The organism is Burkholderia sp. Ac-20384 (assembly GCF_017104605.1).
In the GTDB taxonomy this organism is placed as follows: domain Bacteria; phylum Pseudomonadota; class Gammaproteobacteria; order Burkholderiales; family Burkholderiaceae; genus Burkholderia; species Burkholderia lata.
The window spans coordinates 1-21,534 of sequence record NZ_JAAGPE010000097.1 but is presented as its reverse complement, the minus strand read 5'-3'; the positions used below and the strand labels follow the sequence as shown (position 1 = coordinate 21,534).

General features: G+C 62.5%; 24 protein-coding genes and 2 pseudogenes. 5 read left to right on the top strand and 21 right to left on the bottom strand.

Features of this window, described 5'->3' with window-relative positions; genetic code table 11:
* Positions 1 to 963 (top strand): OmpA family protein, encoded by a 963-nt coding sequence (locus tag G3O00_RS19590; protein WP_206144015.1) that lies wholly within the window; start codon positions 1 to 3, stop codon positions 961 to 963.
* 81 nt (positions 964 to 1,044) lie between these two features.
* Here G3O00_RS19590 and tssA read toward each other — a convergent pair whose 3' ends face one another.
* From tssA to G3O00_RS19545, 9 genes are all read right to left on the bottom strand, one after another.
* Complete coding sequence (gene tssA, locus G3O00_RS19585) at positions 1,045 to 2,166, bottom strand: type VI secretion system protein TssA (protein ID WP_206144014.1); 1,122 nt, start codon at positions 2,164 to 2,166, stop codon at positions 1,045 to 1,047.
* A gap of 42 nt (positions 2,167 to 2,208) precedes the next feature.
* Positions 2,209 to 4,878 carry a type VI secretion system ATPase TssH gene (gene tssH / locus G3O00_RS19580; RefSeq protein WP_206144013.1) on the bottom strand — a complete coding sequence of 890 codons (2,670 nt, stop codon included), beginning with the start codon at positions 4,876 to 4,878 and terminating at the stop codon, positions 2,209 to 2,211.
* A gap of 44 nt (positions 4,879 to 4,922) precedes the next feature.
* Entirely contained in the window at positions 4,923 to 6,023 is a 1,101-nt protein-coding gene (gene tssG, locus G3O00_RS19575) for a type VI secretion system baseplate subunit TssG (RefSeq protein WP_011350761.1), read from the bottom strand.
* Positions 5,987 to 7,822 carry a type VI secretion system baseplate subunit TssF gene (gene tssF / locus G3O00_RS19570; RefSeq protein WP_206144012.1) on the bottom strand — a complete coding sequence of 612 codons (1,836 nt, stop codon included), beginning with the start codon at positions 7,820 to 7,822 and terminating at the stop codon, positions 5,987 to 5,989. The genes tssG and tssF overlap by 37 nt, the downstream gene beginning before the upstream one ends.
* A gap of 77 nt (positions 7,823 to 7,899) precedes the next feature.
* Positions 7,900 to 8,385, bottom strand: a complete 486-nt coding sequence (gene tssE, locus G3O00_RS19565) for a type VI secretion system baseplate subunit TssE (protein ID WP_021161818.1) — start codon at positions 8,383 to 8,385, stop codon at positions 7,900 to 7,902.
* A 63-nt stretch (positions 8,386 to 8,448) separates the two neighbouring features.
* Positions 8,449 to 8,952: a type VI secretion system tube protein Hcp gene (locus G3O00_RS19560; protein WP_006477093.1), complete on the bottom strand. Its 504-nt coding sequence runs from the start codon at positions 8,950 to 8,952 to the stop codon at positions 8,449 to 8,451.
* A gap of 70 nt (positions 8,953 to 9,022) precedes the next feature.
* Entirely contained in the window at positions 9,023 to 10,513 is a 1,491-nt protein-coding gene (tssC, locus tag G3O00_RS19555) for a type VI secretion system contractile sheath large subunit (protein ID WP_011350759.1), read from the bottom strand.
* A 15-nt stretch (positions 10,514 to 10,528) separates the two neighbouring features.
* Positions 10,529 to 11,044 (bottom strand): type VI secretion system contractile sheath small subunit, encoded by a 516-nt coding sequence (gene tssB, locus G3O00_RS19550; RefSeq protein WP_006484395.1) that lies wholly within the window; start codon positions 11,042 to 11,044, stop codon positions 10,529 to 10,531.
* A 46-nt stretch (positions 11,045 to 11,090) separates the two neighbouring features.
* Entirely contained in the window at positions 11,091 to 11,729 is a 639-nt protein-coding gene (locus G3O00_RS19545) for a tetratricopeptide repeat protein (protein ID WP_011350758.1), read from the bottom strand.
* A gap of 374 nt (positions 11,730 to 12,103) precedes the next feature.
* Here G3O00_RS19545 and tssJ point away from each other — a divergent pair, with 374 nt between their 5' ends.
* The 3 genes from tssJ (at position 12,104) to icmH (ending at position 14,944) form a co-directional block, all read left to right on the top strand.
* Entirely contained in the window at positions 12,104 to 12,715 is a 612-nt protein-coding gene (gene tssJ, locus G3O00_RS19540) for a type VI secretion system lipoprotein TssJ (protein ID WP_011350757.1), read from the top strand.
* 103 nt (positions 12,716 to 12,818) lie between these two features.
* Entirely contained in the window at positions 12,819 to 14,165 is a 1,347-nt protein-coding gene (gene tssK, locus G3O00_RS19535) for a type VI secretion system baseplate subunit TssK (RefSeq protein ID WP_011350756.1), read from the top strand.
* Positions 14,162 to 14,944 carry a type IVB secretion system protein IcmH/DotU gene (gene icmH, locus G3O00_RS19530; RefSeq protein WP_011350755.1) on the top strand — a complete coding sequence of 261 codons (783 nt, stop codon included), beginning with the start codon at positions 14,162 to 14,164 and terminating at the stop codon, positions 14,942 to 14,944. Before tssK ends, icmH begins: the two co-directional genes overlap by 4 nt.
* An 81-nt stretch (positions 14,945 to 15,025) precedes the next feature.
* Here the strand turns inward: icmH and G3O00_RS43405 are convergent, their stop codons facing one another.
* From G3O00_RS43405 to G3O00_RS19470, 12 genes and pseudogenes are all read right to left on the bottom strand, one after another.
* Positions 15,026 to 15,733, bottom strand: coding sequence for a hypothetical protein (locus G3O00_RS43405; protein WP_241025231.1), 708 nt, complete (start codon positions 15,731 to 15,733; stop codon positions 15,026 to 15,028).
* Entirely contained in the window at positions 15,730 to 16,089 is a 360-nt protein-coding gene (locus G3O00_RS19520; protein ID WP_206144011.1) for a hypothetical protein, read from the bottom strand. The genes G3O00_RS43405 and G3O00_RS19520 overlap by 4 nt, the downstream gene beginning before the upstream one ends.
* A gap of 31 nt (positions 16,090 to 16,120) precedes the next feature.
* Positions 16,121 to 16,510 carry an Imm1 family immunity protein gene (locus G3O00_RS19515; protein WP_206144010.1) on the bottom strand — a complete coding sequence of 130 codons (390 nt, stop codon included), beginning with the start codon at positions 16,508 to 16,510 and terminating at the stop codon, positions 16,121 to 16,123.
* Between the two features lie 96 nt (positions 16,511 to 16,606).
* Positions 16,607 to 17,017 (bottom strand): hypothetical protein, encoded by a 411-nt coding sequence (locus G3O00_RS19510; RefSeq protein WP_206144009.1) that lies wholly within the window; start codon positions 17,015 to 17,017, stop codon positions 16,607 to 16,609.
* 24 nt (positions 17,018 to 17,041) lie between these two features.
* Positions 17,042 to 17,359, bottom strand: coding sequence for a hypothetical protein (locus tag G3O00_RS19505; protein ID WP_206144019.1), 318 nt, complete (start codon positions 17,357 to 17,359; stop codon positions 17,042 to 17,044).
* A 265-nt stretch (positions 17,360 to 17,624) separates the two neighbouring features.
* Entirely contained in the window at positions 17,625 to 17,927 is a 303-nt protein-coding gene (locus tag G3O00_RS19500; RefSeq protein ID WP_206144008.1) for a hypothetical protein, read from the bottom strand.
* Positions 17,928 to 18,021: 94 nt separating this feature from the next.
* A complete protein-coding gene (locus tag G3O00_RS19495) occupies positions 18,022 to 18,537 on the bottom strand; it encodes a hypothetical protein (RefSeq protein ID WP_206144007.1) in 516 nt (171 codons plus the stop codon).
* A gap of 390 nt (positions 18,538 to 18,927) precedes the next feature.
* Positions 18,928 to 19,466, bottom strand: a pseudogene (locus G3O00_RS43945) (RHS repeat-associated core domain-containing protein); the annotation flags it as partial.
* Positions 19,467 to 19,579: 113 nt separating this feature from the next.
* Positions 19,580 to 19,921, bottom strand: coding sequence for a hypothetical protein (locus tag G3O00_RS19485; protein WP_241025229.1), 342 nt, complete (start codon positions 19,919 to 19,921; stop codon positions 19,580 to 19,582).
* A gap of 58 nt (positions 19,922 to 19,979) precedes the next feature.
* The gene (locus tag G3O00_RS19480) at positions 19,980 to 20,309 is read right to left on the bottom strand and encodes a hypothetical protein (RefSeq protein WP_206144006.1); all 330 of its coding nucleotides are present in this window, start codon (positions 20,307 to 20,309) and stop codon (positions 19,980 to 19,982) included.
* A 3-nt stretch (positions 20,310 to 20,312) separates the two neighbouring features.
* Positions 20,313 to 20,792: pseudogene (locus G3O00_RS19475) on the bottom strand (RHS repeat-associated core domain-containing protein); the annotation flags it as partial.
* A gap of 24 nt (positions 20,793 to 20,816) precedes the next feature.
* Positions 20,817 to 21,179 carry a hypothetical protein gene (locus G3O00_RS19470; RefSeq protein ID WP_174984431.1) on the bottom strand — a complete coding sequence of 121 codons (363 nt, stop codon included), beginning with the start codon at positions 21,177 to 21,179 and terminating at the stop codon, positions 20,817 to 20,819.
* A gap of 49 nt (positions 21,180 to 21,228) precedes the next feature.
* Between G3O00_RS19470 and G3O00_RS19465 the strand changes: the two genes are divergently transcribed.
* Complete coding sequence (locus tag G3O00_RS19465) at positions 21,229 to 21,432, top strand: SymE family type I addiction module toxin (RefSeq protein WP_241025228.1); 204 nt, start codon at positions 21,229 to 21,231, stop codon at positions 21,430 to 21,432.
* Positions 21,433 to 21,534 lie beyond the last annotated feature (102 nt).

Genomic DNA, 21,534 nt, shown 5'->3' with positions numbered 1-21,534 from the left:
ATGCATCGCACGATTCAGGTCCGGCGCGCGCGCTTTTCGGCCGCCTTCTCGCCCGCCGTCGCCGCCCTCCTCGCTGCCGGGCTCTTCGCCAGCGGCGCGGCCTTCGCGCAGAACACGGGCGCGACCGTCACGCCGGTCGGCAACGGCACGGTCGCGACGACCGCGCTGTCCGCGAACACCGGCGCCGCACCGGGGACGGCCTCCGGCGCCGTCGTGCACGGCACGGCCGGCACCGCGAACACCCTCACGCCGCCGCCCGCAACCGCGACGCCTGGCCAGGTGGTCGTCGGCGGCAAGGTGCCTGACGAGGCGACCAAGGCCGCCGTGCTGCAGAAGCTGCGCGATACCTACGGCGCGACGAACGTCGTCGACCAGATCGAGGTGGGTGACGTCGCAACGCCGCCGAACTGGAGCGCGAACGTGCAGAAGCTGCTCGGCGCGCAGCTCAAGCAGATCAGCAAGGGGCAGTTGAAGATCAACGGCACGCAGATCGAGATGAAGGGCGAGGTGCACAACGAAGCGCAACGCCAGCAGCTCGCGAGCGACATGGCGAACACGCTGAACCCGACGTATACGATCAAGAACGGGCTGCGCGTGTCGGCGTCCGAACAGGGCGTGCTCGACCAGACGCTCGCGAACCGGACGATCGAGTTCGAGACCGGCAGCGCGACGCTCACGCCGCAGGGCAAGCTGATCCTCGACCAGATGGCGGCCGCGCTCGCGAAGATGCAGAACCGCACGGTCGACATCATCGGCCACACCGACAACTCGGGGAACCGTACGTCGAACATCGCGCTGAGCCAGGCGCGCGCGGATGCGGTGAAGGGCTACCTGATCACGAAGAGCATTCTGCCGCAGCAGATGACGACGACGGGCGTCGGGCCGGATCAGCCGATCGCGCCGAACGATACGGCGGATGGGCGGGCGAGGAATCGGCGGATCGAGTTCCGGGTGGGGCAGTAAAGAACGCCTGCCGCCGCTCCTCCCGGAGCGGCGCGGCAGGCAAAAACGGGCGGCTGCAGCGATGCGCCGCCCGTTTTGCGTTTACGACTGCTCGTCCGGCCTCACGCCCAGCAGCTCGCGAATATGCGACAGCGAGCCGTCGTCCTTCACGACGCTCTCGAGCCACTTGTGCAGCGGCATGTCGGCCCATTCGGCGGCCTTGTCGGCGAGATACGCGACCGGGCTGTGCGGCTCGGTCTGGCGGAAATAGCGGGCGACCGCGCGCAACTGGTCGACGGCTTGCGCACGGTTCTGGATGCCGGCGATCATCTGCGTCACCGGGGCGCGCGGAACGGACTGCGGCTGCACGTGAGTCTCCTCCGTGTGGATCGGGTTGCCGAACACCGGCTCGATGCGCTCGGGCTGCGCCTGCGGTGTCGACTGCGTGTGCGGTGCGCTGCCCGTATAACCCTGCTCGCGCGCAAAGCGCTCGGCGAGCCGGTACACGGTCTCGAACGCGTCGCGCGCCTGCCGGAAGCTCGGCGCCGAATCGCCCGCGCGCTCGACGAGCCGTTCCTCGAACGCATCGAGCGCGAACTCGAACGCCTTCAGGTTCGCGAGCAACGCGGTGTAGAACGCGATCGACGTCACGCGCCGCGACGAATCGATCTGCTCGATCGACGGCTTGCCGCGTGCGATGTCTTCCGCGTGTTCGGGGTCGCGCTTGATCGCCTGTGCAACGTGCTGCGCCACTTCCCAGTCGAGCGTGCTGAACGCGTTCGACGCACCGTCCGTCATCGGCACCGCGCGCAGCAGCTCGGCCGTGCGGCCGGACAGCCACGCGACGTTGCCGAGCCGGTGCTCGGTGTCGTCGTCTTCGGGCAGCGGGTGCACGGTGTCCCAGAAGTCGCGGCACAGGCCCTCGAGCAGCGCATAGCCTTCGGTCAGGCCGGTGATGCCGTCCTCCAGCGCGAGCGCCTCGGTCAGCCACACGGCGAGCCGCAGGTCCTTCGTGCGCGTGCGCAACAGCTCGCCCGCATGGTCGACCACGAAGCCCCAGTCGGCCTCCTTGATCTCGGTCACCCACTCGCCCTGGTCGAGCGTCGGATCGTCGTAACGCCGCGCGTCCTGGATCGCGTCGAATTCGTTCGAAAACAGCAGGTCGTCGCCGCTGGGCGACGCATCGCTGATCGGCGTCAGCAACTCGGGGAGATTGATCGGCATGGTTCGGTCAGTTCATCAAATGCTTGTGTTGCACGGCCGCGCTCATTCGACGGTGTACGTGAATTCGCCGGCCTCGTCCGCGCGCACCGCGATGCGCGCGATGGCCTCGCCGTCGGCGATCCGGCCGAGCACGTGGCCCGCGATCTCCGGCAGCAGCGTGCCGTTCAGGATGTGGTCGACGTTGCGGGCGCCCGAATCGACCTCGGTGCAGCGCGCGAGCACCGCCTCGACGAGCGACTCGTCCCATTCGAACGCCGCCTTGTGGTTCGTCTCGATCCGGCGGCGGATCCGCTCGAGCTTCAGCTCGATGATCTCGGCCAGCACGTCGTCGGAGATCGGGTAGTACGGCACGACCTTCATCCGCCCGAGGAAGGCGGGCTTGAAGGTCTTGTACAGCTGCGGGCGCAGCGTCTCGGCGAGCGCGTCCGGATCGGGCAGTTCCTCGACCGGCTTGTTCAGGCACGCCTGCATCACCGCGGTGGAACCGACGTTCGACGTCAGGATGATCAGCGTGTTGCGGAAGTCGATCTCGCGCCCTTCCGCATCGTCCATCGCGCCCTTGTCGAACACCTGGAAGAACATCTCGAGCACGTCCGGGTGCGCCTTCTCGACCTCGTCGAGCAGCACGACGGAATACGGGTTGCGGCGCACGGCCTCGGTCAGCACACCGCCTTCGCCGTAACCGACGTAGCCCGGCGGCGAACCCTTCAGGCCCGACACGCTGTGCGCTTCCTGGTACTCGCTCATGTTGATCGTGACCATCTTGCGCTCGCCGCCGTACAGGATGTCAGCCAGCGCAAGCGCCGTCTCGGTCTTGCCGACGCCCGACGGCCCGACGAACATGAACACGCCGCGCGGCTTGTTCGGATCCTCGAGGCTCGCGGTCGCGGTGCGCACGCGCTGCGCGATCGCTTCCAGCGCGTGGTCCTGGCCGATCACGCGCGCGGCGAGCAGCGGCTGCAGGTTCAGCACGGTGTCGATCTCGTCCTTCACCATCCGGCCGAGCGGAATGCCCGTCCACGCGGCAACGATCTCGGCAACCACATGGCCGTCGACCTGCAGCGGCACCATCGGCTCGCCGCCCTGCAGCGCGTGCAGCGCCGCGACGCGTTCCGCGAGCTTGTCGCGGGTGGCCTGCACGTCGACCGGCTGGCCGTCTTCCGACGGGCCGCGTGCCTTGTCGAGCGCTTCGCGCAGTTCGGTGATCTCGGCGACGATCACGCGCTCGGCTTCATAGCGCGCTTCGTCCTTCGCCAGTTGTTCGAGCGCCGTGTCGCGCGCACCGCGCAGTTCGCCGAGCCGCTCGTCGTGCGACGCGCCGCCGGCCGCCTCGCGCTCCAGCGACGCGATTTCCGCGTCGATCCGCTCGATGCGCTTCTTCGTGTCGTCGATCGCCGCGGGCGTCGCGCTGTGCGCGAGCGCGACCTTCGCGCACGCGGTGTCGAGCACGCTGATCGCCTTGTCCGGCAGCTGGCGGCCGCTGATGTAGCGGTGCGACAGGCGCACGGCCTCGGTGATCGCGTCGTCGAGAATCCGCACGTTGAAGTGCTTCTCCATCAGGCCGGACATCCCGCGCAGCATCGCGGCCGCGAGCGGCTCGCTCGGCTCCTCGACCTTCACGACCTGGAAACGCCGTGCAAGCGCCGCGTCCTTCTCGAAGTACTTCTTGTATTCGCTCCACGTCGTCGCCGCGATCGTGCGCAGCTCGCCGCGCGCGAGCGCCGGCTTCAGCAGGTTCGCCGCGTCGTTCTGGCCGGCCTGGCCGCCCGCGCCGATGATCGTGTGCGCCTCGTCGATGAACAGGATGATCGGATGCGCGCTCTTCTTGACCTCGTCGATCACGCTCTTCAGGCGGTTCTCGAACTCGCCCTTCACGCTCGCGCCGGCCTGCAGCAGCCCCATGTCGAGCACGTGCAGCGCGACGCCGCGCAACGGCGGCGGCACGTCGTCGGCCGCGATGCGCAGCGCGAGGCCCTCGACGACCGCGGTTTTGCCGACACCGGCCTCGCCGGTCATGATCGGGTTGTTCTGGCGGCGGCGCATCAGGATGTCGATCGCCTGGCGAATCTCCGCTTCACGGCCGATCACCGGGTCGATCTTGCCGTCGCGTGCGCGCTGCGTGAGGTTGGTCGTGTACGTGTCGAGCGCGGGCGTCTTCGACGGGCCGGCCGCGGGTGCCATGCCGTCGACAGCCGGCGCGACGTCGCTACCCTCGTCGTCCGCCTGACGCGGCTCGGCTTCGCTCGAGCCGGCCATGATCTCGTCGAACTTGTGCTTCAGGTCCGTCACGTTCATTTCCGCGAACTGCGACGACATCCGTTGCGCGAATTGCGCGAGATCGGACGCGGTCAGCAGCGCGAGCAGCAGGTGCCCCGAACGGATGCGGCCGAGCTGCGAGTCGAGCGACGCGATCAGCCATGCCTGCTCGAACAGTGCGATCAGGTGCACGGAGAACACCGGCGTGCGCGTGTTGCCCGTCTTCAGGCGCGTCAGTTCGCGCTCGAGATCGGCGTGCAGCGCGTGCGGATCGACGCGGCTCGCACGCAGCGCAAGCGGCAGGTCGCCCGTCGCTTCCTCGAGCAACGCGAGGAACAGGTGCTCCAGATCGACCTCGTAATGGCCGCGCGCCAGGCACGCGCTTGCCGCACGCTCGGTCGCGTGGCGGCACAGCGGGTTCAGTTTCGTGATCAGGGTCTTCAGAGGCGTGCTCATGGCGTCGATCTCAGGTTCGATTGCGTGTTTGTTGTCGTTCGGAATCAGTGAATCACGTGCAGCTCGTAGCGGGCGTCGGAGCGATCCTCGATCGCGTCGCGTGTGCAGAGGAACGCGTCCCAGCCGAGCCGCGAGCCCGCGCCGAGCACGCTGGCGCCAACCTCGGTGCGCTTGAGCACGAGCTTCACCTCGTATTCGAGCGTGACGCCGGCGAGCAGCGTCAGCATCCGCTCCAGCGCGATAGCGTGCGCGCCGCCGGGCAGGAACGCCTCGTAGTCGCGCTTGGACAGCGGGCCGACGACGATCCGCGCGCGCATGTCGCGCTGCCACACGCGTTCGCCGACGAGCGCCGTCGCGCCGAGCACCGCGTTGACTTCGCCGAGCACGCTCAGCTGGTCGGGCGGCACGTCGTACCACTTGCCGACGAACTGGTCGATCTTCACCGGCACGCGGAAATAGTCGGACAGCGTGCGCTGCAGGTACGCGGCCGACATCGGCCGGTGCCGCGCGGCGAGCGCATAGCCGGCGACGGCCTCGTCGAGCACGCCGCCCACGCCGGCCGCGAGACTGTCGCGCACCTCGTCGCTCGGCACGCCCGCGATCGCGAGCAGCAGCGGCAGATAGCGCTCGTCGCGATCGAGCTCGTAATGGAACGGCAGCCGGTACTTCTTCCACGCGGCATAGAACAGCGCGGTCGCGCGGTTCGAGAACACATCGAAGAATGCGCGCGCCGCATGGTCGCGCTTCAGGTGCTCGCGCGCGACGATCTGCTCGGTGTAATGCAGCGGCAGCGCGCCCTGCCCGCCCAGCAGCCCGAAGAACGCGGGCGTCAGCTCGACGTGGCCGAGCTCGCCGGCCGCGAGCGCGGCGCCGCGCGCCTCGCCCGTCTTGAGCTGGGTGCCGTCGTCGTCGAACGAGCGCGCGCCTTCGATCTCGCTCGGCGGAAAGCCGAGCGACAGCGTGTTGCGGAATTCGATCCGCTGCGCGACCACGTCGCCCTGCCGCCACGCGCCGGGCGCGTCTGACGCCTGCCGCGCGAACAGCCCTTCGAGCACGCGCACGGCCTGGAAGAACTCGAAGCGGTGCGGTTCGTCGAGCAGCGCGTCGACTACGCCAGGATCGATTCGCCGGTGCGGGGCTTGCATCGGATGATCTCCTCGCCGGTGCGCTTCGACACGACGACTAGTTGAACGAAACTGTTGAGGTGGACGTACAGCCCGAAGAAGCTGTCGAGCACGCGTATGAACGACGCGAGGCTCGCGCCGACGAAGTGTTCCTCGTCGATCGTCAGGCGGATCTCGATGCCGCGCACGAAGGTCGCGAACGGCTTGCCGGGCAGCCACTGCACGGCGCCGCGCTGCTCGACGCCGGCGAGGCCGTCGATCTGGCGCATCGACACCGCCGTGCGCCGCAGGTCATACAGCGTCAGCATTTCCTTCAGCGGCGCGAGGCCGTGCGCGACCAGCGACACGTGATTGAGCGCGAGGTGCGACACGAGCCGCCAGTGCGCGGCGCGGCCGCGCTCGAAGCGCACGCTCTGCGTCGGGCGGCGCAGCAGCGAAATGCCGCTCGTCTGCGCGCCGCCTTCCTGGAACAGGTCGCCGCCTTCGAGCCCGAATGCGAGCATCGCCGGCAGGTCGCGGTTCGTGCAGGTGAGGTCGAGGCTCAGCGTGTCGGTCTGCGGCGACGTCGGCTCGAAATCGATGTCGACGATCGAGATCTCGGTTTCATAACCGGGGCTCTTCTGCGCGACCCAGTCGTTGCGGCGCGCGAACCAGTAATGGCCGATCCGCGCCGATTCGCCGTGATGCAGCGAATAGAACGGCCGGAACTCGATCACCGATTCCTCGTGCGCCTGCTGCCTGACGAGCTTCACCGAATCGATCGAATACACCTCGTACGCGAACGCGCGCCGCGCCTCCGCGATCACCGGGTAGGACACCGCGCGGTGCGTGATGCGGATCGGCTCGCCGTGCTGGCGGAACAGGTTGACGATCGGCGTGCAGAACAGCCGGAAGTGGCTCGCCGTCAGCAGTTCGAGCAGCCGCGCGACGTGCGAATCGCTGCGCACGTCCTGCAGCACGAGATGCAGCGTCGCGCGCTGGCAGCGGCCCGTCGCGCGCGCGATCGCCGCGATGTCGAAGTCGACGAAATCGAACTTGTCGGGGAACGCGAAGTATTCGGTGAGCAGGCGATACGCGGGATGCGATTTCGCCGGGTAGTCGATCAGCGCGTCTTCCTCGTCGAAGCCGGCGTGCGCGATCGGCAGCTTGCGCAGCGCGGTCCAGCGGCCGTTACGTTCGGGCTCGACGTACGCGCCGAGCACGTTGACGAACAGGCAGTCGGTCAGCGCGGCGACGAACGACTGCTCGCCGTGCAGGTGCGCGCGCAGCGTCGGCAGCTTCAGCGCGCCGAGATCGAGCTGCGCGGCGAGCGATTCGAACGTGATCGAGATCACGCCCGTCGCATTGGACGGCAGCACCGTCGCGCTCGGCGCGAGCGCAACCGGCGTATAGCGCGCCTCCGAGATGCGGATCGGCGCGAGCGTCACGTCATAGGCGGTGCGGAACCGGCACTGCACGCCGCGGATCGGGCGGCTCTTCAGCTCGGTGCCGCGATTGATCACGACCGGCTCGGTCTGCTGGCCGGGCGACGCCGGCGTGAACTGCGCGATCGAGCACGACGGGAACGGCCGCAGGTAGTGCGGATACAGCACTTCCAGCAGCGCTTCGGTGAATTCCGGGTAATCGTCGTCGAGCTTCTTGTTGATGCGCGCGCCGAGCAGCGCAAACGACTCGATCATCCGCTCGACGTGCGGATCCTCGCAATGCTCGCCGGACAACGCGAGCCGCGCCGCGATCTTCGGATAGCGTTCGGCGAAATCTCGCGAATAGCGCCGCAAAAACGATAATTCGCGCTCGTAATACGGCAGCAATTCTTCCATCGACGACCCCGAACCTCAATATTTCCTGCCGGACCCTGATCCACCACCGGGCGGTCCGGCCCGCTCGGCGGCATGATTTACTGCATTCTTGCGGCGCGTGCGCGCGTGACCGAATACTGCAGCGTCGAAGGCTGCAGCATCGCGTCGAAACTCACCGGCTCTTCGGCCGGGTGCACGACGAGCAGCGCCTGAATCGCGAAGTAAAGCGCGTTGGTGGCCTGCTCGTTCAGCTCGAACGTCACCTGCACCTGCTGCAGGCGCGGCTCGTGCCGTGCGATGGCCTGCTGGATCGACTTGCAGATGAACGCGCGGTCATAGTGACTCGCCAGGCTCAGCCCCGCAAAATCGTTCAGCCCGTAGGTCAGCACCGACTTCTGGCACTCCGGCAGCGTGGCCAGTTCGTTCTCGGTGTGGGCGATACGGGTGTTGAGAATCGCCTCGACGTCGCGGGCGACCGTGTTCTTGAGCTCGTCCAGCGACAATTGCCGCATCGCTGCCGAGGCCGGCAGGTGCGGTTCGTCGTCGAACAGCTTGTCGAGAAAACTGGGTTCGAATCGTTTCATCGGCCGGGATTCACAGCGAAAACGGCAACGGGGACGCCACGCGCCCCGTTGCCGCAACCGACTTTAGACCGCGTAGGTCTTGTCGTTCTTCGTCAGACTCCAGGCGCCTTGCGTGTTGCCGCCCTGGTTGCCGCCGATCTTCTGCTGGGTTTGCTTCCACTGCACAGCTGCGTACTTCAGCGAGAATGTCTCGAGCGGCAGACCTTCTTCGCGAACGCTCGGGGCGATGCTCGAGATGATCACGTACTTGAGCTTGACTTCCAGATACTGCACGCGCTTGCCTTCACCGTCAGCGCGCGAGAAATGGACCGTCACCTCGTCGAACGTGGTGCCGCCCGAAGCGTGTTGGTACAGCAGCGGGCTCGACGAATCGATTTCCTTCGTGAAAATCATGTCGCCGTGTTCGCAACGCGTCATCGTGTGACCGCCTGCGGTCGATGCGGTTGCCGAACGCGGTTGAACGATCGAGTGATCCCACGATTTCAGCTCGATCCAGCCCTGGTGGTCCTTGTCCGCGGATTCGCCCTTCACCGCGGGACTACCAAACTGCAAGTGCATATGTAACATGGCCCTTCGACTCCCCAAAGAGGTGGTTTTAACGTCCTACCCAGGCGGCCCGCCCGGGCGATTTACTCGCTTATGAATTTGCCGGTTTGGGCAGATCAGCGACAAGTCGCAGAGAAATCGAGAGTTCGTCGAGCTGAAAGTGCGGGCGCAGGAACGCGACCGAACGATACGAGCCCGGCTTGCCCGGAATCTCTGACACTTGTATGGATGCCTCGCGCAGCGGAAATTGCGCTTTCTGTTCCTGCGAGGCGTTATCGTCGAGCAGGACGTACTGCGAAATCCACCGGTTGAGGAAAGTCTCCACGTTCTGCGCCGATGCGAAGCTGCCGATCTTGTCCCGCATCATCGCCTTCAGGTAGTGCGCAACGCGCGATACCGAGAAGATGTACTGAAGCTGGGCGGACAGGACGGCGTTCGCATTCGCGCTGTCGGTGCTGTATTTCTTGGGTTTCTGCACCGACTGCGCAGCGAAGAACGCGGCGTAATCTGAGTTCTTGCAATGGACGAGCGGGATGAAGCCGAGGTCGCTCAGCTCCTTCTCGCGGCGATCGGTGATCGCGATTTCGGTCGGGCACTTCAGCGCGACTTCACCGTCGTCAGTCTTGAACGTGTGGGTCGGCAGGTCCTCGACGAGGCCGCCGCCTTCGACGCCGCGGATCGCCGCGCACCAGCCGAAGTCGTCGAATGCGGCCGTCAGGCGCGCAGCGAACGCCCACGCGGCGTTGCACCACAGGTACTTGTCGTGGTCGGTGCCGTCGACGTCCTCGACGAAGTTGAAGTTCTCCGCGGTCTGGCCGTCCTTCGGATTGAACGGCAGGCGGCCGAGGAAGCGCGGCAGCGTCAGGCCGACGTAGCGCGAATCTTCGGCGTCGCGGAACGACTTCCACTTCGCATATTCGACCGTATCGAACACCTTGCCGAGGTCGCGCGGCTTGCCGAGGTCGGAGAACGACTCGAGGCCGAGCAGCTCGGGCGATGCCGACGCGATGAACGGCGCATGCGCGGCCGCGGCGACGTGCGACATCTGCTCGATGAAGTACATGTCTTCCGGCTGGCGCGAGATCTCGTAATCGCCGATCAGCGCACCGAACGGCGAACCGCCGAACGTGCCGAATTCTTCTTCGTAGACCTTCTTGAACAGCGCGCTCTGGTCGAACTCGCTCGCGCCCTTGAAGTCGCGCACGAGGTCGCGCTTCGGTGCGTGCAGCGCCTTGATCTTGATCGTCTGGCCCGTGTTGCTTTCCTTGACCAGGTAGTCCATCCCGCGCCACGTGCTTTCGAGGCGCTGGAACTCCGGCGCGTGCATCACTGCGGAAAGCTGCGTGGAAATCAGGCGGTCCAGTTCCGCGACGCGCGCGTCGATCGTGGCCGACAGGTTGTCCGACACGATCACCGTGCCGTCGAGCACCTGGTGCACGAGTTCGCCGATCAGGTCCTTCGCACGCGCATGCTCGGAATCGGATTTCGCGACCTTGCTCTTCTCGACGATGTCGTCGAGCAGCGAAGTCCCGGCGGCGTAGTCCGCGCCGCTCGCTTGGGCCGCAGCCGTTTGCTGGTTCATCTCAACACTCCGTCGTCATTCGCCGTCTTTGTCGCCGCCCGTGCCCTTCGCGAGCTCCTGCAGCTGCTGCGTGTTCTTCAGCACTTCGGACAGCAGATCCTCGAGCTTGTCGTTGCCGGCAAGCTTGTTGCGCAGGTCGGCGAGCTTCGAGCGCGCCTCGAGCAGGCGGCGCAGCGGCTCGACCTGTTCGACGACTTCGTCCGGGCTGAAATCCGACAGCGAACGGAACTTCAGGTCGACCGCGAACTTGCCGCCTTCCGGGCTCAGGCGGTTTTCCACCTGGAACGCGGCACGCGGCTCGATCGCCTTCATCACATCGTCGAAATTGTCGCGATCGATGTTGACGAATTTACGGTCGCGCAGCTTCGGCTGCTCGATTTCGGACTGGCCCGCCAGATCGCCGACGACCCCGACGACGAACGGCAGTTCCTTCACCTCGATCGCATCGCCCTTCTCGACCTCGTAGGTCAGTTGGACGCGCGGCGGCCGTATTTTCTGCAAGCTTTTCTGAATGCTTTCTTTCTTGGCCATCTCGACGGCTCCCAGGTTAGTTGTGGTTATCGCGTCAGTGTTGCGGTCAGTTGCGCAGTGCGCCGAACGGGTCACCGCCCTTCGCCCCGCCGCCCGACGACGTGTTGGTCGGCGGCGGCGCGACGTTCGATTCGGCGGTCTGCGTCTGGGCCTTCTTCGTATGGACGACCGTACGACCCTTCTTGCCTCGGCCCGTGGCGCGGGTCGTCGTCTCCGGCGGGAACAGCGCCGATTCGCCCAGCGTATCGCGCAGCTGCTTCGCGAGCGCCTGCGCATCCGACTTCGCGTCACCCGCGAGCGACGAATCCTGGCGCAGTTCGCCGAGCGACTGCGTCGCGATCCGCAGGCCGGCCACGGCCAGCACGCTCTTCGCCTGACGGTCGGTCGCGTCGCGCTGCAGGGCTTCCTGCGCGGCAACGATTGCCTGGCCGTAGTGGTTCTGGGCGAACTGGATTTGCGCGATGCGCGACCACGGCTCTTCGCGCGTCGGATCCGACTTCGCGAGCTGCTGATACAGGCCGAGCGCCTTGTCCTGGTCCCCCGCCTTCGCAACTGCGTCCGCATCCGCCAGCGACTTGTTGAACACCTCGGCAGTCGGCGGTGCGGGAGGCTGGCTCGCACAACCGGCGATCACGCCGCAAGCCACTACTACCCCAGACAGTTTTGCGAAGAGACGGTCTTTCATCGTTATATCCACCGGCGCGTGAGTTTTAAATCGTTGAGAATCTGGTTCTTTTGCTTTGCAAGAAGCGCGCGGGTATAGTACCGATCAATTTTTCATAATTCAATCGTCGTGTGAAGAGTAATTCCTTTTAAAACCGGGCGCTACCCCCTCCAATGGCCTCTCGCAGCGGGCTCGCAGCGATTTTTCTTTCGGCCGGAATGGGCAAGTTTTACTGGTTTCGCGACGTGCCGCCCGGATGGCGGAAAAAATTTCCGGACGCCTGCCATGATGCGGGCGTGCTTAATAGTTGAACGGTGCAATGTCGGGGATACGCAGCGAACGCGGAAATACCCGGCAGATTTGACAGGGATAAAAGGCAGCCCGCCGGAAAACCGATGAGATCGTTGATGATTCGCTACGCGCTGCCACTGGTTGCCTGCGCCCTTCTGGCCGGATGCGCGGCCGCCCCGCTGCTCGGCTCGGCCGCGAGCGCCGTGATGTCCGCGGCCGGGATCGGCAAGCCCGAGGTGCCCGACGCGCAGAAGCCGCCGCGCAACCTCGGCATCACGCTCGCCGCGGCGCCGAACCTGAACGCCGCGACCGACAACAAGCCGCTCGCGCTCGTCGTGCGGCTCTATACGCTGAAGGACCCGACATCGTTCCAGCAGGCGCCGTTCGATGCCTTTACGGATCCGACCAAGGAAAAGGCCGCGCTGGGTGCCGACCTGCTGAACGTGCGTGAAATCACGCTGATTCCGGGCCAGCGCTATACGGCGACCGAGAAGGTTTCGCGCGAAGCGCAGGCTTTCGGCATCGTCGCGCTGTTCCGCGATCCCGCACTACAACGATGGAAACTGACGTTCGATCCGGTGAAGTCGGAGAAATCCGGCATAATCATCGGCCTGCATAATTGCGCGATGACGGTCACCGACGGCACTGTCATCGCACCGCAACAGGGTGCGCCTTCGCAACCGCTGAATTTGCTTTCTTCGGTCTCCTGCGGTTAAACAATGACGCACGAATGTCAATTAACAAGAGTTAACAATTGGCGATTTAATTCGGGCACGAACAAATCGATTACATCGCAACGCGACATTAACCGGATTTGACATGAGTTATTCGGCCAAGGTGCTGTGGGGGGAAGGGCTGTTCCTCCGGCCTCAACACTTTCAGCGACAGGACGCGTACCACGAAGCGCGCCTGTTCGAATCGATCCAGGCGATCCAGCCGTACAACTGGGGCGTGCGGTCGGTGCGTATCGACCGCGATGCGCTCGGCAGCAACGTGTTGCGGGTGGCCGAGCTTGCGCTCGTGTTCCCGGACGGCGCGCTGTATGCCGCGCCGCAGGCCGACGACCTGCCGCCGCCGATCGCGCTCGACACGCTGCCTGACGGCATCAACGAATTCGTGTTCTATCTCGCGCTGCACCCGCTGCGCGAGAACGGCACCAACTACAGCGACGATCCGGCCGCCGGCTTCATGACGCGTTTCGTCAGCGAGCAGACCAGCGTCGGCGACAACTTCACCGACGCGGCCGAAGCCGACATCACGTTCCTGAAGACGCAGGTCAAGCTGATCGCGCACAGCGAACCGCGCGACCAGCTGCTGTCGGTGCCGCTCGTGCGTGTGCGCCGCACCGCGACGTCGGGTTTCGAGATCGACGACAGCTTCGTGCCACCGTGCCTCGCGATCGACGCGTCGCCGATCCTCCACCAGCGGCTGCGCCAGCTCGTCGACGCACTGCAGGCGAAGGTGAACGCGCTGTACGGCTTCCACCGCGAACCGTCGAAGAACATCATCGAGTTCCGCTCGGGCGACATCGCGTCGTTCTGGCTGCTGCACACCGCAAACGCCGCGTTCGCGACGCTCGCGCACCTGCATCAGCACTCGGCACTGCACCCGGAGCGGCTGTTCCAGGAACTGCTGCGCCTCGCGGGCCAGCTGATGACGTTCTCGAAGGGCTACACGCTCGCCGACCTGCCGGTGTACCGCCACGACGATCCGGGCCCGAGCTTCGCGCGTCTCGACCTGATGCTGCGCGAGCTGCTCGACACCGTGATCTCGACGCGCTACTTCGCGATCACGCTCGATGAGGTGCGCCCGTCGTTCCACCTCGGCCGCCTCGATTCCGGCAAGATCGACGACAAGACCGAGTTCTACCTGGCGGTGTCCGCGGACATGCCGAGCGTCGAGCTCGTCGATGCGGTGCCGGCCCGTTTCAAGGTCGGTGCCCCCGACGACGTCGACAAGCTCGTGCTGTCGGCCATGCCCGGCGTGCGGCTCTCGTACACGCCGCAGGTGCCGCCCGCGATTCCGGTGCGCCCGGGCGCCTGCTACTTCGCGCTCGATTCGCGTGGTGCGCTGTACGAGCGCATGCTGCAGGCCCAGTCCGCGATGATCTACGCGCCGACTGGCATCAATGACCTGAAATTCGAACTGATCGCGGTCACATCATGAGCTACGCGCCTTCCCTGTTCGGCGACAACGCGCCGGCACCGCTGCATACGCCCGCGTCGACCGACGCCTCGTTCCAGGCCCGTTCGCTGCTCGACCTGCTGTACGACGGGTTCTTCATGCTGTTCCTGCTCAAGAACGGGCGGGAACCGGAGAGCGCGGGCGAGTTCAGCACGCGGATCCAGGAATTCCTGTCGGATTTCGAGCGCGGTGCGAAGAAGCTGAATATCGCGGCTGAAGACGTGTACGGCGCGAAGTTCGCGTTCTGCGCGGCGATCGACGAGATGGTGCTGTCGTCGCAGTTCAAGATCCGCACGGACTGGGAACGCCGGCCGCTACAGCTCGTGCTGTTCGGCGAGCAGCTCGCGGGCGAGAAGTTCTTCCAGTATCTCGAGGAATGTCGTGCGCAGGGCGCGGCGCGGCTGCAGTCGCTCGAGGTGTTTCACATGTGCCTGCTGCTCGGGTTCCAGGGGAAGTATCTGCTGGAAGGGCCGGAGAAGCTGGCTTACCTCACCGCGCGGCTGGGGGACGAGATTGCGCACATGAAGGGCAAGCGGGCGCCGTTCGCGCCGCATTGGCCGCTGCCGGATCAGATCGCGCATCGGTTGAAGCGTGAGGTGCCGGTTTGGGCGATTGGGGCGGTTTTTGCGCTCGTGGCGCTGCTCGGGTATCTCGGGCTCAACACGTACCTGAAGGACAAGACGCTGCAGGCGCTGGCGCCTTATTCGCAAGTGATCAAGGTCGGGCCGGAGTCGGCGAATTTGACGATTTCGTTGCCTTGAGGGGTGGGCGTTGCCCGGGCAACGCTTTACGATGAAAAAGGACCGCCGAGCGGTCCTTTTTTATTGTCGCATCTTGTTCAGTCACGCTTGCGACTGCTCGCCATACGGCCCCAGATCGAGGAAGTCGTCGTAGCGATCGAAATGGTTGAGGCAGCGGACGACATCCTCGATCGATGCGTCCGGTTTCTGACGATAGGCCAGATCGACGACGTCCTGAAAGTGCTCGCACGAGTACTGGAATACGTAACCCTGCTCGGCGACCTTTTCAGGGTAGATCTCGCGCTCCTCGTCGTCGACCTGTACCGTATCGCCGATGTAAATCGTCTGGTGTGGACGCAGTTGCGCGTCGCCGTCCTCACCGTAGACATCGTATAGCCACGCGGGATCGTAACCCTCCCGCCGTTCAGCCTTCGCACGGACAACGGCAATGAATTCGGCCAGCTTGAAGGTTCTATTCTTGAAATCTTCCGGCCCACGAATATGCAATCCGATACGTTCGCACTCGATACGTGCCAGCAATTGCTCTGCCTTGTCACGCTCGAACGCCAGCGCGCCGGCATCGGTATCGCTTGCTGCTGCAAGCGCCCGCTCCAGGAGAGGTCGTGCCGATACGCCACGTGACGTTTCACACATCAGATCCCCGAGTGCGACGAGCGACTGTGCGAGCGCCACGCGATCCCCTTCCTGCTCTGCCTCGGCCAGCGCGAGACACAGCGCGGCTTCGCCACGATCCGTCATGCCACGATCCAGCAGTATCAACGCCTTGCGGAAGGTTTGCCGCGCACTCACCGCGACGCCTCGCTGTCGAGCGGATCCATCCAGATGTCCTCGTAGCCGGTGTCATCGATGATGAAACGTGCGCCGGCCGGCAGCATCAGATAAGGCAAGACCAGCGGCAGGAATGCAGACAGATGCGTGGCATGCAGTGGCTGATAAAAATCGTCGGCATCCGAGTATTCGCCGCAATGAAAAAACCAGCTTACGTTCTGACCTTCGGACAGCGTGATGCGCGTGCCATAGACAGGCGCTTTCCCGAGCGTCGACATGGCGACGGCAACCATGTCTTCAGGTTCGACAACCGGCAGGTTGTATCGCGCACAAATGGCTTCCTGACGGGCACGCAGCCCAGCCAGATCGTCTGTCATGTTCGTCATGCTCCTCCTGACCTGTCGCACACTAACCAGCTTGCCAGCATAGGTGTGGATCGGCCTGACCGGACGATACGAAATAGGCGACCGCTTTCGCAGCCGTCATGCGATCCACGCATTCCTGTGCTGGGTAACTGCCGCGCTGGCCGCCGGCAACGAGTTCGATCGACTCTTCCATCGGTGCCTCGGGTGTCGTCAGGCTCAGCAACTCGGCATCGAGGCTCGATGCGATAAAGACGACATACCGGCCGTCGTTACCGCCGCCAATCGTCATTACCACTCCATCGCTCGTCTCGAATGCGACAGTCGAGCGATCGCGACCGTTCAACCTGTCGACTGCCGAGATGGCTTGCGCAACACTGTCGCATTGCGCTTCCGTCACGTGCGAACGGTTACCGATGTAGGTTTCCTCGATCACTTTCGTTGTTCGCATTCGATGCCCTTCGCTGCTTACTCAAACGGACGGATTACGTTGACCGAGCGACGTTCGGCGCATTGCACTCGGCTCGATACGCTACTCGTAACCCACCTGAAATCGGTGGCAACCAAACCGCTTCTTCACAACGTCTACCGCATGCGCCGTTTTCACCGGCGAATCGACACTGACGACCACGCCTTTTATCGGGGCGTTGATGTAACACATGAACTGCCTGGGCCCGACCCTGTCGTCGAGCAGCAAGCCTGCAAGGTATTCGTCCAGATCGTCGACACCGTTTTCGAATGGAAGCCCGGTCCGCGCCGAGAATTCAGAATGATCGAAGTCGTTGAACGAATCATCGGTCGCGAAGTGACGTGCGATCGCCGCATCCCGGACAACGTTATGTGCCACCGGGTCGCCACGATAGGCGGCACCAAAAAATGCATGCTGCTCGAGAAATCGTACGGGCGGGCCGGCTGCAATCAGCACGTCATGCCAGGATTTCATGGCGACTCGTTGCAGACCATGTCGTCAGAACAGGATGAACGCATCGTTTTCGACATAGAAAACGAACGCGTCGAGCAATTGCCCAACGCTCGGTTCGTCAACCTGATCGTGGGCATTGATCACGATGTCCTCGATCGTCGCGCTGTCCAAGGTGATCCGCCAGCCGGGTTGATTCGCGATAGCAGGTACAGCATCGTCGTCCGCATCCGTGGTGTCTTCGGAGAACACGCCTTCGGTATCGAGCGTCCACGGCATGGGCGGCAAGTAGAGCCATCCGGCGAAGTCGCCCGGGCGCTCGAGGATGTGTTTCAACGATGCTTCAATCACGGAAGTGGTCAACATGGGTAGTGCGGTTATGGCTGGGGGAAATGCGTCGGGGCGTGGATCGCGGTGGCGAATCGCCTCCTTCTCCGTCACCGAATACTTAGGGGCCGCTCGCGCGTAGTTACTGTCGCGCTCGTGCAGCGAGCCGTGATTATGCCAATTTCGTACCCGTGAGATCCGCCAGCCGTTGTTGCCGGTCAAGTTGCTCGCGGTCGAATCCCTCATTTGACGAAGCCAGTGGCACGGACAATGCGACGGACCGAGTGCCACTGACGAAGCGACCTCATATCGGCTCCCCGAAATACACGAAGTCAAAAGCGTCAACCCAGTGTGCGAACGCGTCCGGCGCCACGGCACGCCAATGCCGTGCGGAATCGATGCGCCTGTCCGACGCAAACAAGACTACGCCTCCCACCGAGGAAGCGTGAATGGTCAACACGATCAGACCGCCTCCTTCCGCCGCGAATGCGGCACGTCGACAGGCTCCGGGATCCTCGACGTCGTCGAAAAACACGGCGCCGGATGGGATCAGGTCTGCTTCCTGCAGGAAGCCGATGATTTGCTCTTCGGTGAATCGCTTCTTCATGTCCAATCTCCTGACTACGTGATTGGACTCTAAATCGCCGCGCTACTCAAATCGGGGGGGGAGACGTCGATACGACATTCAGAGTTTCAGCCATTTAGAAAAAAACACGCATATATTTATCGATTTCCGCAGAAAATTCAATTAACTCGTCAGTGGGTTCACATACGAATTCATAACCAGCTCTGACAATTCTTCCAGACTCGACAGATCTAAATCCGTTTATTGTCACTGAGTAGAACCCGGATCTCAGCTGCGAATCTACACCAACCTCACTAGGTGGCCAGTGCATCAAATTTTCCAGGTCATAGAAGCGTGCGCCCTTCTCTACCAACAAGGGAAAGCAACCATTTCTTGTAACGACAAGATCTTCAACAGTACTTCGCTCACTGGACAATCGACAAATAATCTCGTAGCCGCCGTCATCAATTGATAGTAGCGGGACTATCGCTCCCTTTTTGACAACCTCATCCCCGAGATCGGAGCTGAAGAATTCACTCATAAGATCACGCTCACCGGGCACCACCGGTCTCCACCCGAGAGTCTCATGAAGTACCTCTTGATCCAACAAAACAATACCGTTTGCTTCAACGTCAATTTCGCCAATTACCATTGCCGTTTCCTCATGTTACGAGCAGTCTTTCTTAAGCTGAGTGGCATGCCACTCCATTAACGTCTTGTAGGCTTCTGAAGGGGTGACATCCTTAGCGAGAACCTCACCAGTCGATGGAATTCTGAGATCCCCTTTCATTGTCATACCTTCGAGTCCTTTACCAGAGGCAGCGAGCAGTTCGTCAGGGGTGCCCGACCAATCTCCTTGACGCCCCCCTAGGAATACACCTTGCACTCGGTGCAATTCCTCATGATCACCCTTTTTATACGGTTTCGGGAAATACGTTGGAGTGTCACGCTTAGTAGCCAAGTGCTTCAATCCACACGATTCGGCCTTCTTTCTCCATACCATGTGGTGGCCCATGCCGTTTTCATTCCACTTCCAAGGCATCAACCCTAGGGGGTCTGTCCAACCAATCGGATTTCGGCCGTATTGATAAACGTTGATCCCGCCCGCCAGCCCGATGGGATCCTTCGATACGAAGCGCCCGGTAGCCGAGTCATAGTACCTATAACGGTTGTAGTGCAGCCCCGATTCCTCATCAACCTGCTGCCCCTGAAACCGCAACGAATTCCGCGCCACGATCCCCGCCGCCTTCGAGACCCGCGCAATCACCTCCCGCGCTTCCCCCCACGCCTCGTACGACACCTCCCACACCACGCCACCATAGTAATCCGGAGGAAGCTGCGGCGTGCCGCTCTGTTCACAGTGGTATTAGAACAGCTTCCCGCCGGCCCGCCGCTCCGGCACCTTCTGCAGCGTGTCCTCCTCCGGCACATACCGGTCGGTGCTCTTCCACTCGGCGTCTCGACCCCCTCGACCGGCTCGGCCACGTACTGCGCCAGCGGCACGAACGTCCCCGGCTCGTAGATATAGTGCGTCCCGCGCTCGCCATCGCTTTCATACGCCAACGCATCGCCATTCCACCCGCAAGATCTCTATCTCTCCCGAATTCGGACGACCACATACACCAAGGGCCGTGTTAGCGGCCCTTGGTGTATCGCTCACCTGCTCCAGACACTTTCGTTCGAACTTTCCCTCATCACTGGACCATCCACACCTCTTCGTAACCTTGATCGTCAATGATGAACTTTGATCCTGGCGGAAGTCGCAGATATTTCAATACGGAAGGAAGCAATTCTGACAGGTGCTCTGCATGCATAGGCTGATAAAAATCAGCCACATCAGAGTATTCACCGCAGTGAAAGAACCAACTGATGCTCCCTCCTTCCGGCAATGCAATCCGTGTCCCATACACAGGCATTTTCCCGAGCGTCGAGATTGCGACAGCAACCATCTCCTCGGGTGCAGAATCTGGAAGAGCCCACCGGTTACATGTGTCTTGCTGAAGCTTGAGCAAGCCGTGCGAATTCCACTGCTTCATTATCAAAATCCCAACTTACCTTTCGTGCACTTCGAGAAAAGCAGGCGTGGCTCCTTGTCTAATTCGTCGCCTTAGAAATCTTAACGTCATTAGCAATTACCGTTAATAACGACTCATCGGTCCAGGCCGATATAAAGCCAAATTCCCTGTACCCATCGACTGGCTCCTCAGCCGCTTCACATGTGGCAACAAGATAACCTCCCCCCTTGCTCTCTGCCAAATGAGACAAATCTTGTCCTTCTGGAGAAATTACTTTCATGCCAAGAACCGCATGGAAAATAATTTCAAATACCCTATCCTCGGCCTGTATAAGTACCGACAGACGCCCATCTCGATAAGAAAACGACTTTATCTGTGCATCAGCGATACAAATATCACTGCTTTTCATTTCTCAACTTCCTGGAAAATTTTCACCTGGAGTAAATCCCGTACCACTGCCCAGCGTGTAACCATCGGGTAACGACTTAGTTATTTGACCATGCCGCCCCGCTTGCTCCCAACTCAAGCCATCAGGTTTCGTTTCGACATGGTAATGCGCTCCATGATGACGTGGATTGAATCCCTTGTCGCAAGGACATAAACCCTCAGGATGGCTCTCATAGCGGATACGCGTGTTGCTATTCGGCAACCAGGTATAGCGAGGCGTTCCATCTGGAGTCGTTCCAATCTTGGGATCAACACCCAGAACCTTTGTCATGTCGTCCGGATTCGATGGAAACGTGTTGGTCAAACCAAGCGGATCAATCCACTTGACGAGGTTAGGCGCGTATTGAAAGACGTTGATGCCGCCGACGAGCCCGATCGGGTCTTTCGACACGAACCGACCACTCTGAGCGTCATAGTACCGGTGCCGGTTGTAGTGAAGACCCGTCTATTTCGTTCTCAAGAGCCCACTTCACGGCACCAGTATGTCGTACAAATACACCGTCGGCTGCGCAGTGTTGTCCTTCTTCACTCGAAGGATCATGAAAGCGTCCGAACGCCCTCCCTCCGAGAAGATGGGTACCTCGATTGATAGCCCGTCCGATTTATGTCCGCCAATTTCAAATACATACCCATCCATCAGCGCCTCATCCGGGATCGGCCCAATCATCTCCCCACCCAAGCAGGCTCTCAGCGCAGCTCTGTACTCCGATGCCGTGCTTGGTCCAGCGAGTCCCTGGCTTACCAACTCCTCAAAGTGATCTTGGATCAACTCATCGTAGATGTGTCTCACCAATGGGGCGTGCATCGGATAGTCCACCAACTTACGTTCCATGCTATCTCCTATCTCCGATTCTTCACGGTTCACGGAACGTTCCATCACCATGCAGCGCAAGCGCGACATCGGTCGTTACGGCATGAGGGCCATCTATGACGAGAGCTGCGAGCCGTTACACCTCTGGCTCAAGATCGCAGGCCGATGGCTGATGCACGATGTCGGCTTCCACGCCGGTCAGAAGCTCCTCGTTCGCGTCGAACGCGGCAAGCTCACCATTACCGCCGCGCAAATCACCCCCGATTGCGGCTAACCACGCTAACTACAAGGGCCGCAACTGCGGCCCTTGTAGTTATCCCGGACGACCGCGAGTGGTCAAGAAGGCCGCATAGCTATCCGCAACTGTAGAAGTTCG

Excerpts from the sequence above, each read along its gene's own strand:
- tssC (WP_011350759.1), bottom strand. The coding sequence starts at position 10,513 with ATGAACCAGCAAACGGCTGCGGCCCAAGCGAGCGGCGCGGACTACGCC.
- G3O00_RS19520 (WP_206144011.1), bottom strand. The coding sequence starts at position 16,089 with ATGACAGACGATCTGGCTGGGCTGCGTGCCCGTCAGGAAGCCATTTGT.
- icmH (WP_011350755.1), top strand. The coding sequence starts at position 14,162 with ATGAGCTACGCGCCTTCCCTGTTCGGCGACAACGCGCCGGCACCGCTG.
- G3O00_RS19470 (WP_174984431.1), bottom strand. The coding sequence starts at position 21,179 with ATGGAACGTAAGTTGGTGGACTATCCGATGCACGCCCCATTGGTGAGA.
- G3O00_RS19485 (WP_241025229.1), bottom strand. The coding sequence starts at position 19,921 with ATGAAGCAGTGGAATTCGCACGGCTTGCTCAAGCTTCAGCAAGACACA.
- G3O00_RS19590 (WP_206144015.1), top strand. The coding sequence starts at position 1 with ATGCATCGCACGATTCAGGTCCGGCGCGCGCGCTTTTCGGCCGCCTTC.
- tssB (WP_006484395.1), bottom strand. The coding sequence starts at position 11,044 with ATGGCCAAGAAAGAAAGCATTCAGAAAAGCTTGCAGAAAATACGGCCG.
- tssA (WP_206144014.1), bottom strand. The coding sequence starts at position 2,166 with ATGCCGATCAATCTCCCCGAGTTGCTGACGCCGATCAGCGATGCGTCG.
- G3O00_RS19480 (WP_206144006.1), bottom strand. The coding sequence starts at position 20,309 with ATGAAAAGCAGTGATATTTGTATCGCTGATGCACAGATAAAGTCGTTT.
- G3O00_RS19500 (WP_206144008.1), bottom strand. The coding sequence starts at position 17,927 with ATGAAGAAGCGATTCACCGAAGAGCAAATCATCGGCTTCCTGCAGGAA.
- tssJ (WP_011350757.1), top strand. The coding sequence starts at position 12,104 with ATGAGATCGTTGATGATTCGCTACGCGCTGCCACTGGTTGCCTGCGCC.
- G3O00_RS19560 (WP_006477093.1), bottom strand. The coding sequence starts at position 8,952 with ATGTTACATATGCACTTGCAGTTTGGTAGTCCCGCGGTGAAGGGCGAA.
- G3O00_RS19510 (WP_206144009.1), bottom strand. The coding sequence starts at position 17,017 with ATGAAATCCTGGCATGACGTGCTGATTGCAGCCGGCCCGCCCGTACGA.
- tssE (WP_021161818.1), bottom strand. The coding sequence starts at position 8,385 with ATGAAACGATTCGAACCCAGTTTTCTCGACAAGCTGTTCGACGACGAA.
- tssG (WP_011350761.1), bottom strand. The coding sequence starts at position 6,023 with ATGCAAGCCCCGCACCGGCGAATCGATCCTGGCGTAGTCGACGCGCTG.
- G3O00_RS19465 (WP_241025228.1), top strand. The coding sequence starts at position 21,229 with ATGCAGCGCAAGCGCGACATCGGTCGTTACGGCATGAGGGCCATCTAT.
- G3O00_RS19495 (WP_206144007.1), bottom strand. The coding sequence starts at position 18,537 with ATGGTAATTGGCGAAATTGACGTTGAAGCAAACGGTATTGTTTTGTTG.
- tssH (WP_206144013.1), bottom strand. The coding sequence starts at position 4,878 with ATGAGCACGCCTCTGAAGACCCTGATCACGAAACTGAACCCGCTGTGC.
- tssF (WP_206144012.1), bottom strand. The coding sequence starts at position 7,822 with ATGGAAGAATTGCTGCCGTATTACGAGCGCGAATTATCGTTTTTGCGG.
- G3O00_RS19505 (WP_206144019.1), bottom strand. The coding sequence starts at position 17,359 with ATGTTGACCACTTCCGTGATTGAAGCATCGTTGAAACACATCCTCGAG.
- tssK (WP_011350756.1), top strand. The coding sequence starts at position 12,819 with ATGAGTTATTCGGCCAAGGTGCTGTGGGGGGAAGGGCTGTTCCTCCGG.
- G3O00_RS19545 (WP_011350758.1), bottom strand. The coding sequence starts at position 11,729 with ATGAAAGACCGTCTCTTCGCAAAACTGTCTGGGGTAGTAGTGGCTTGC.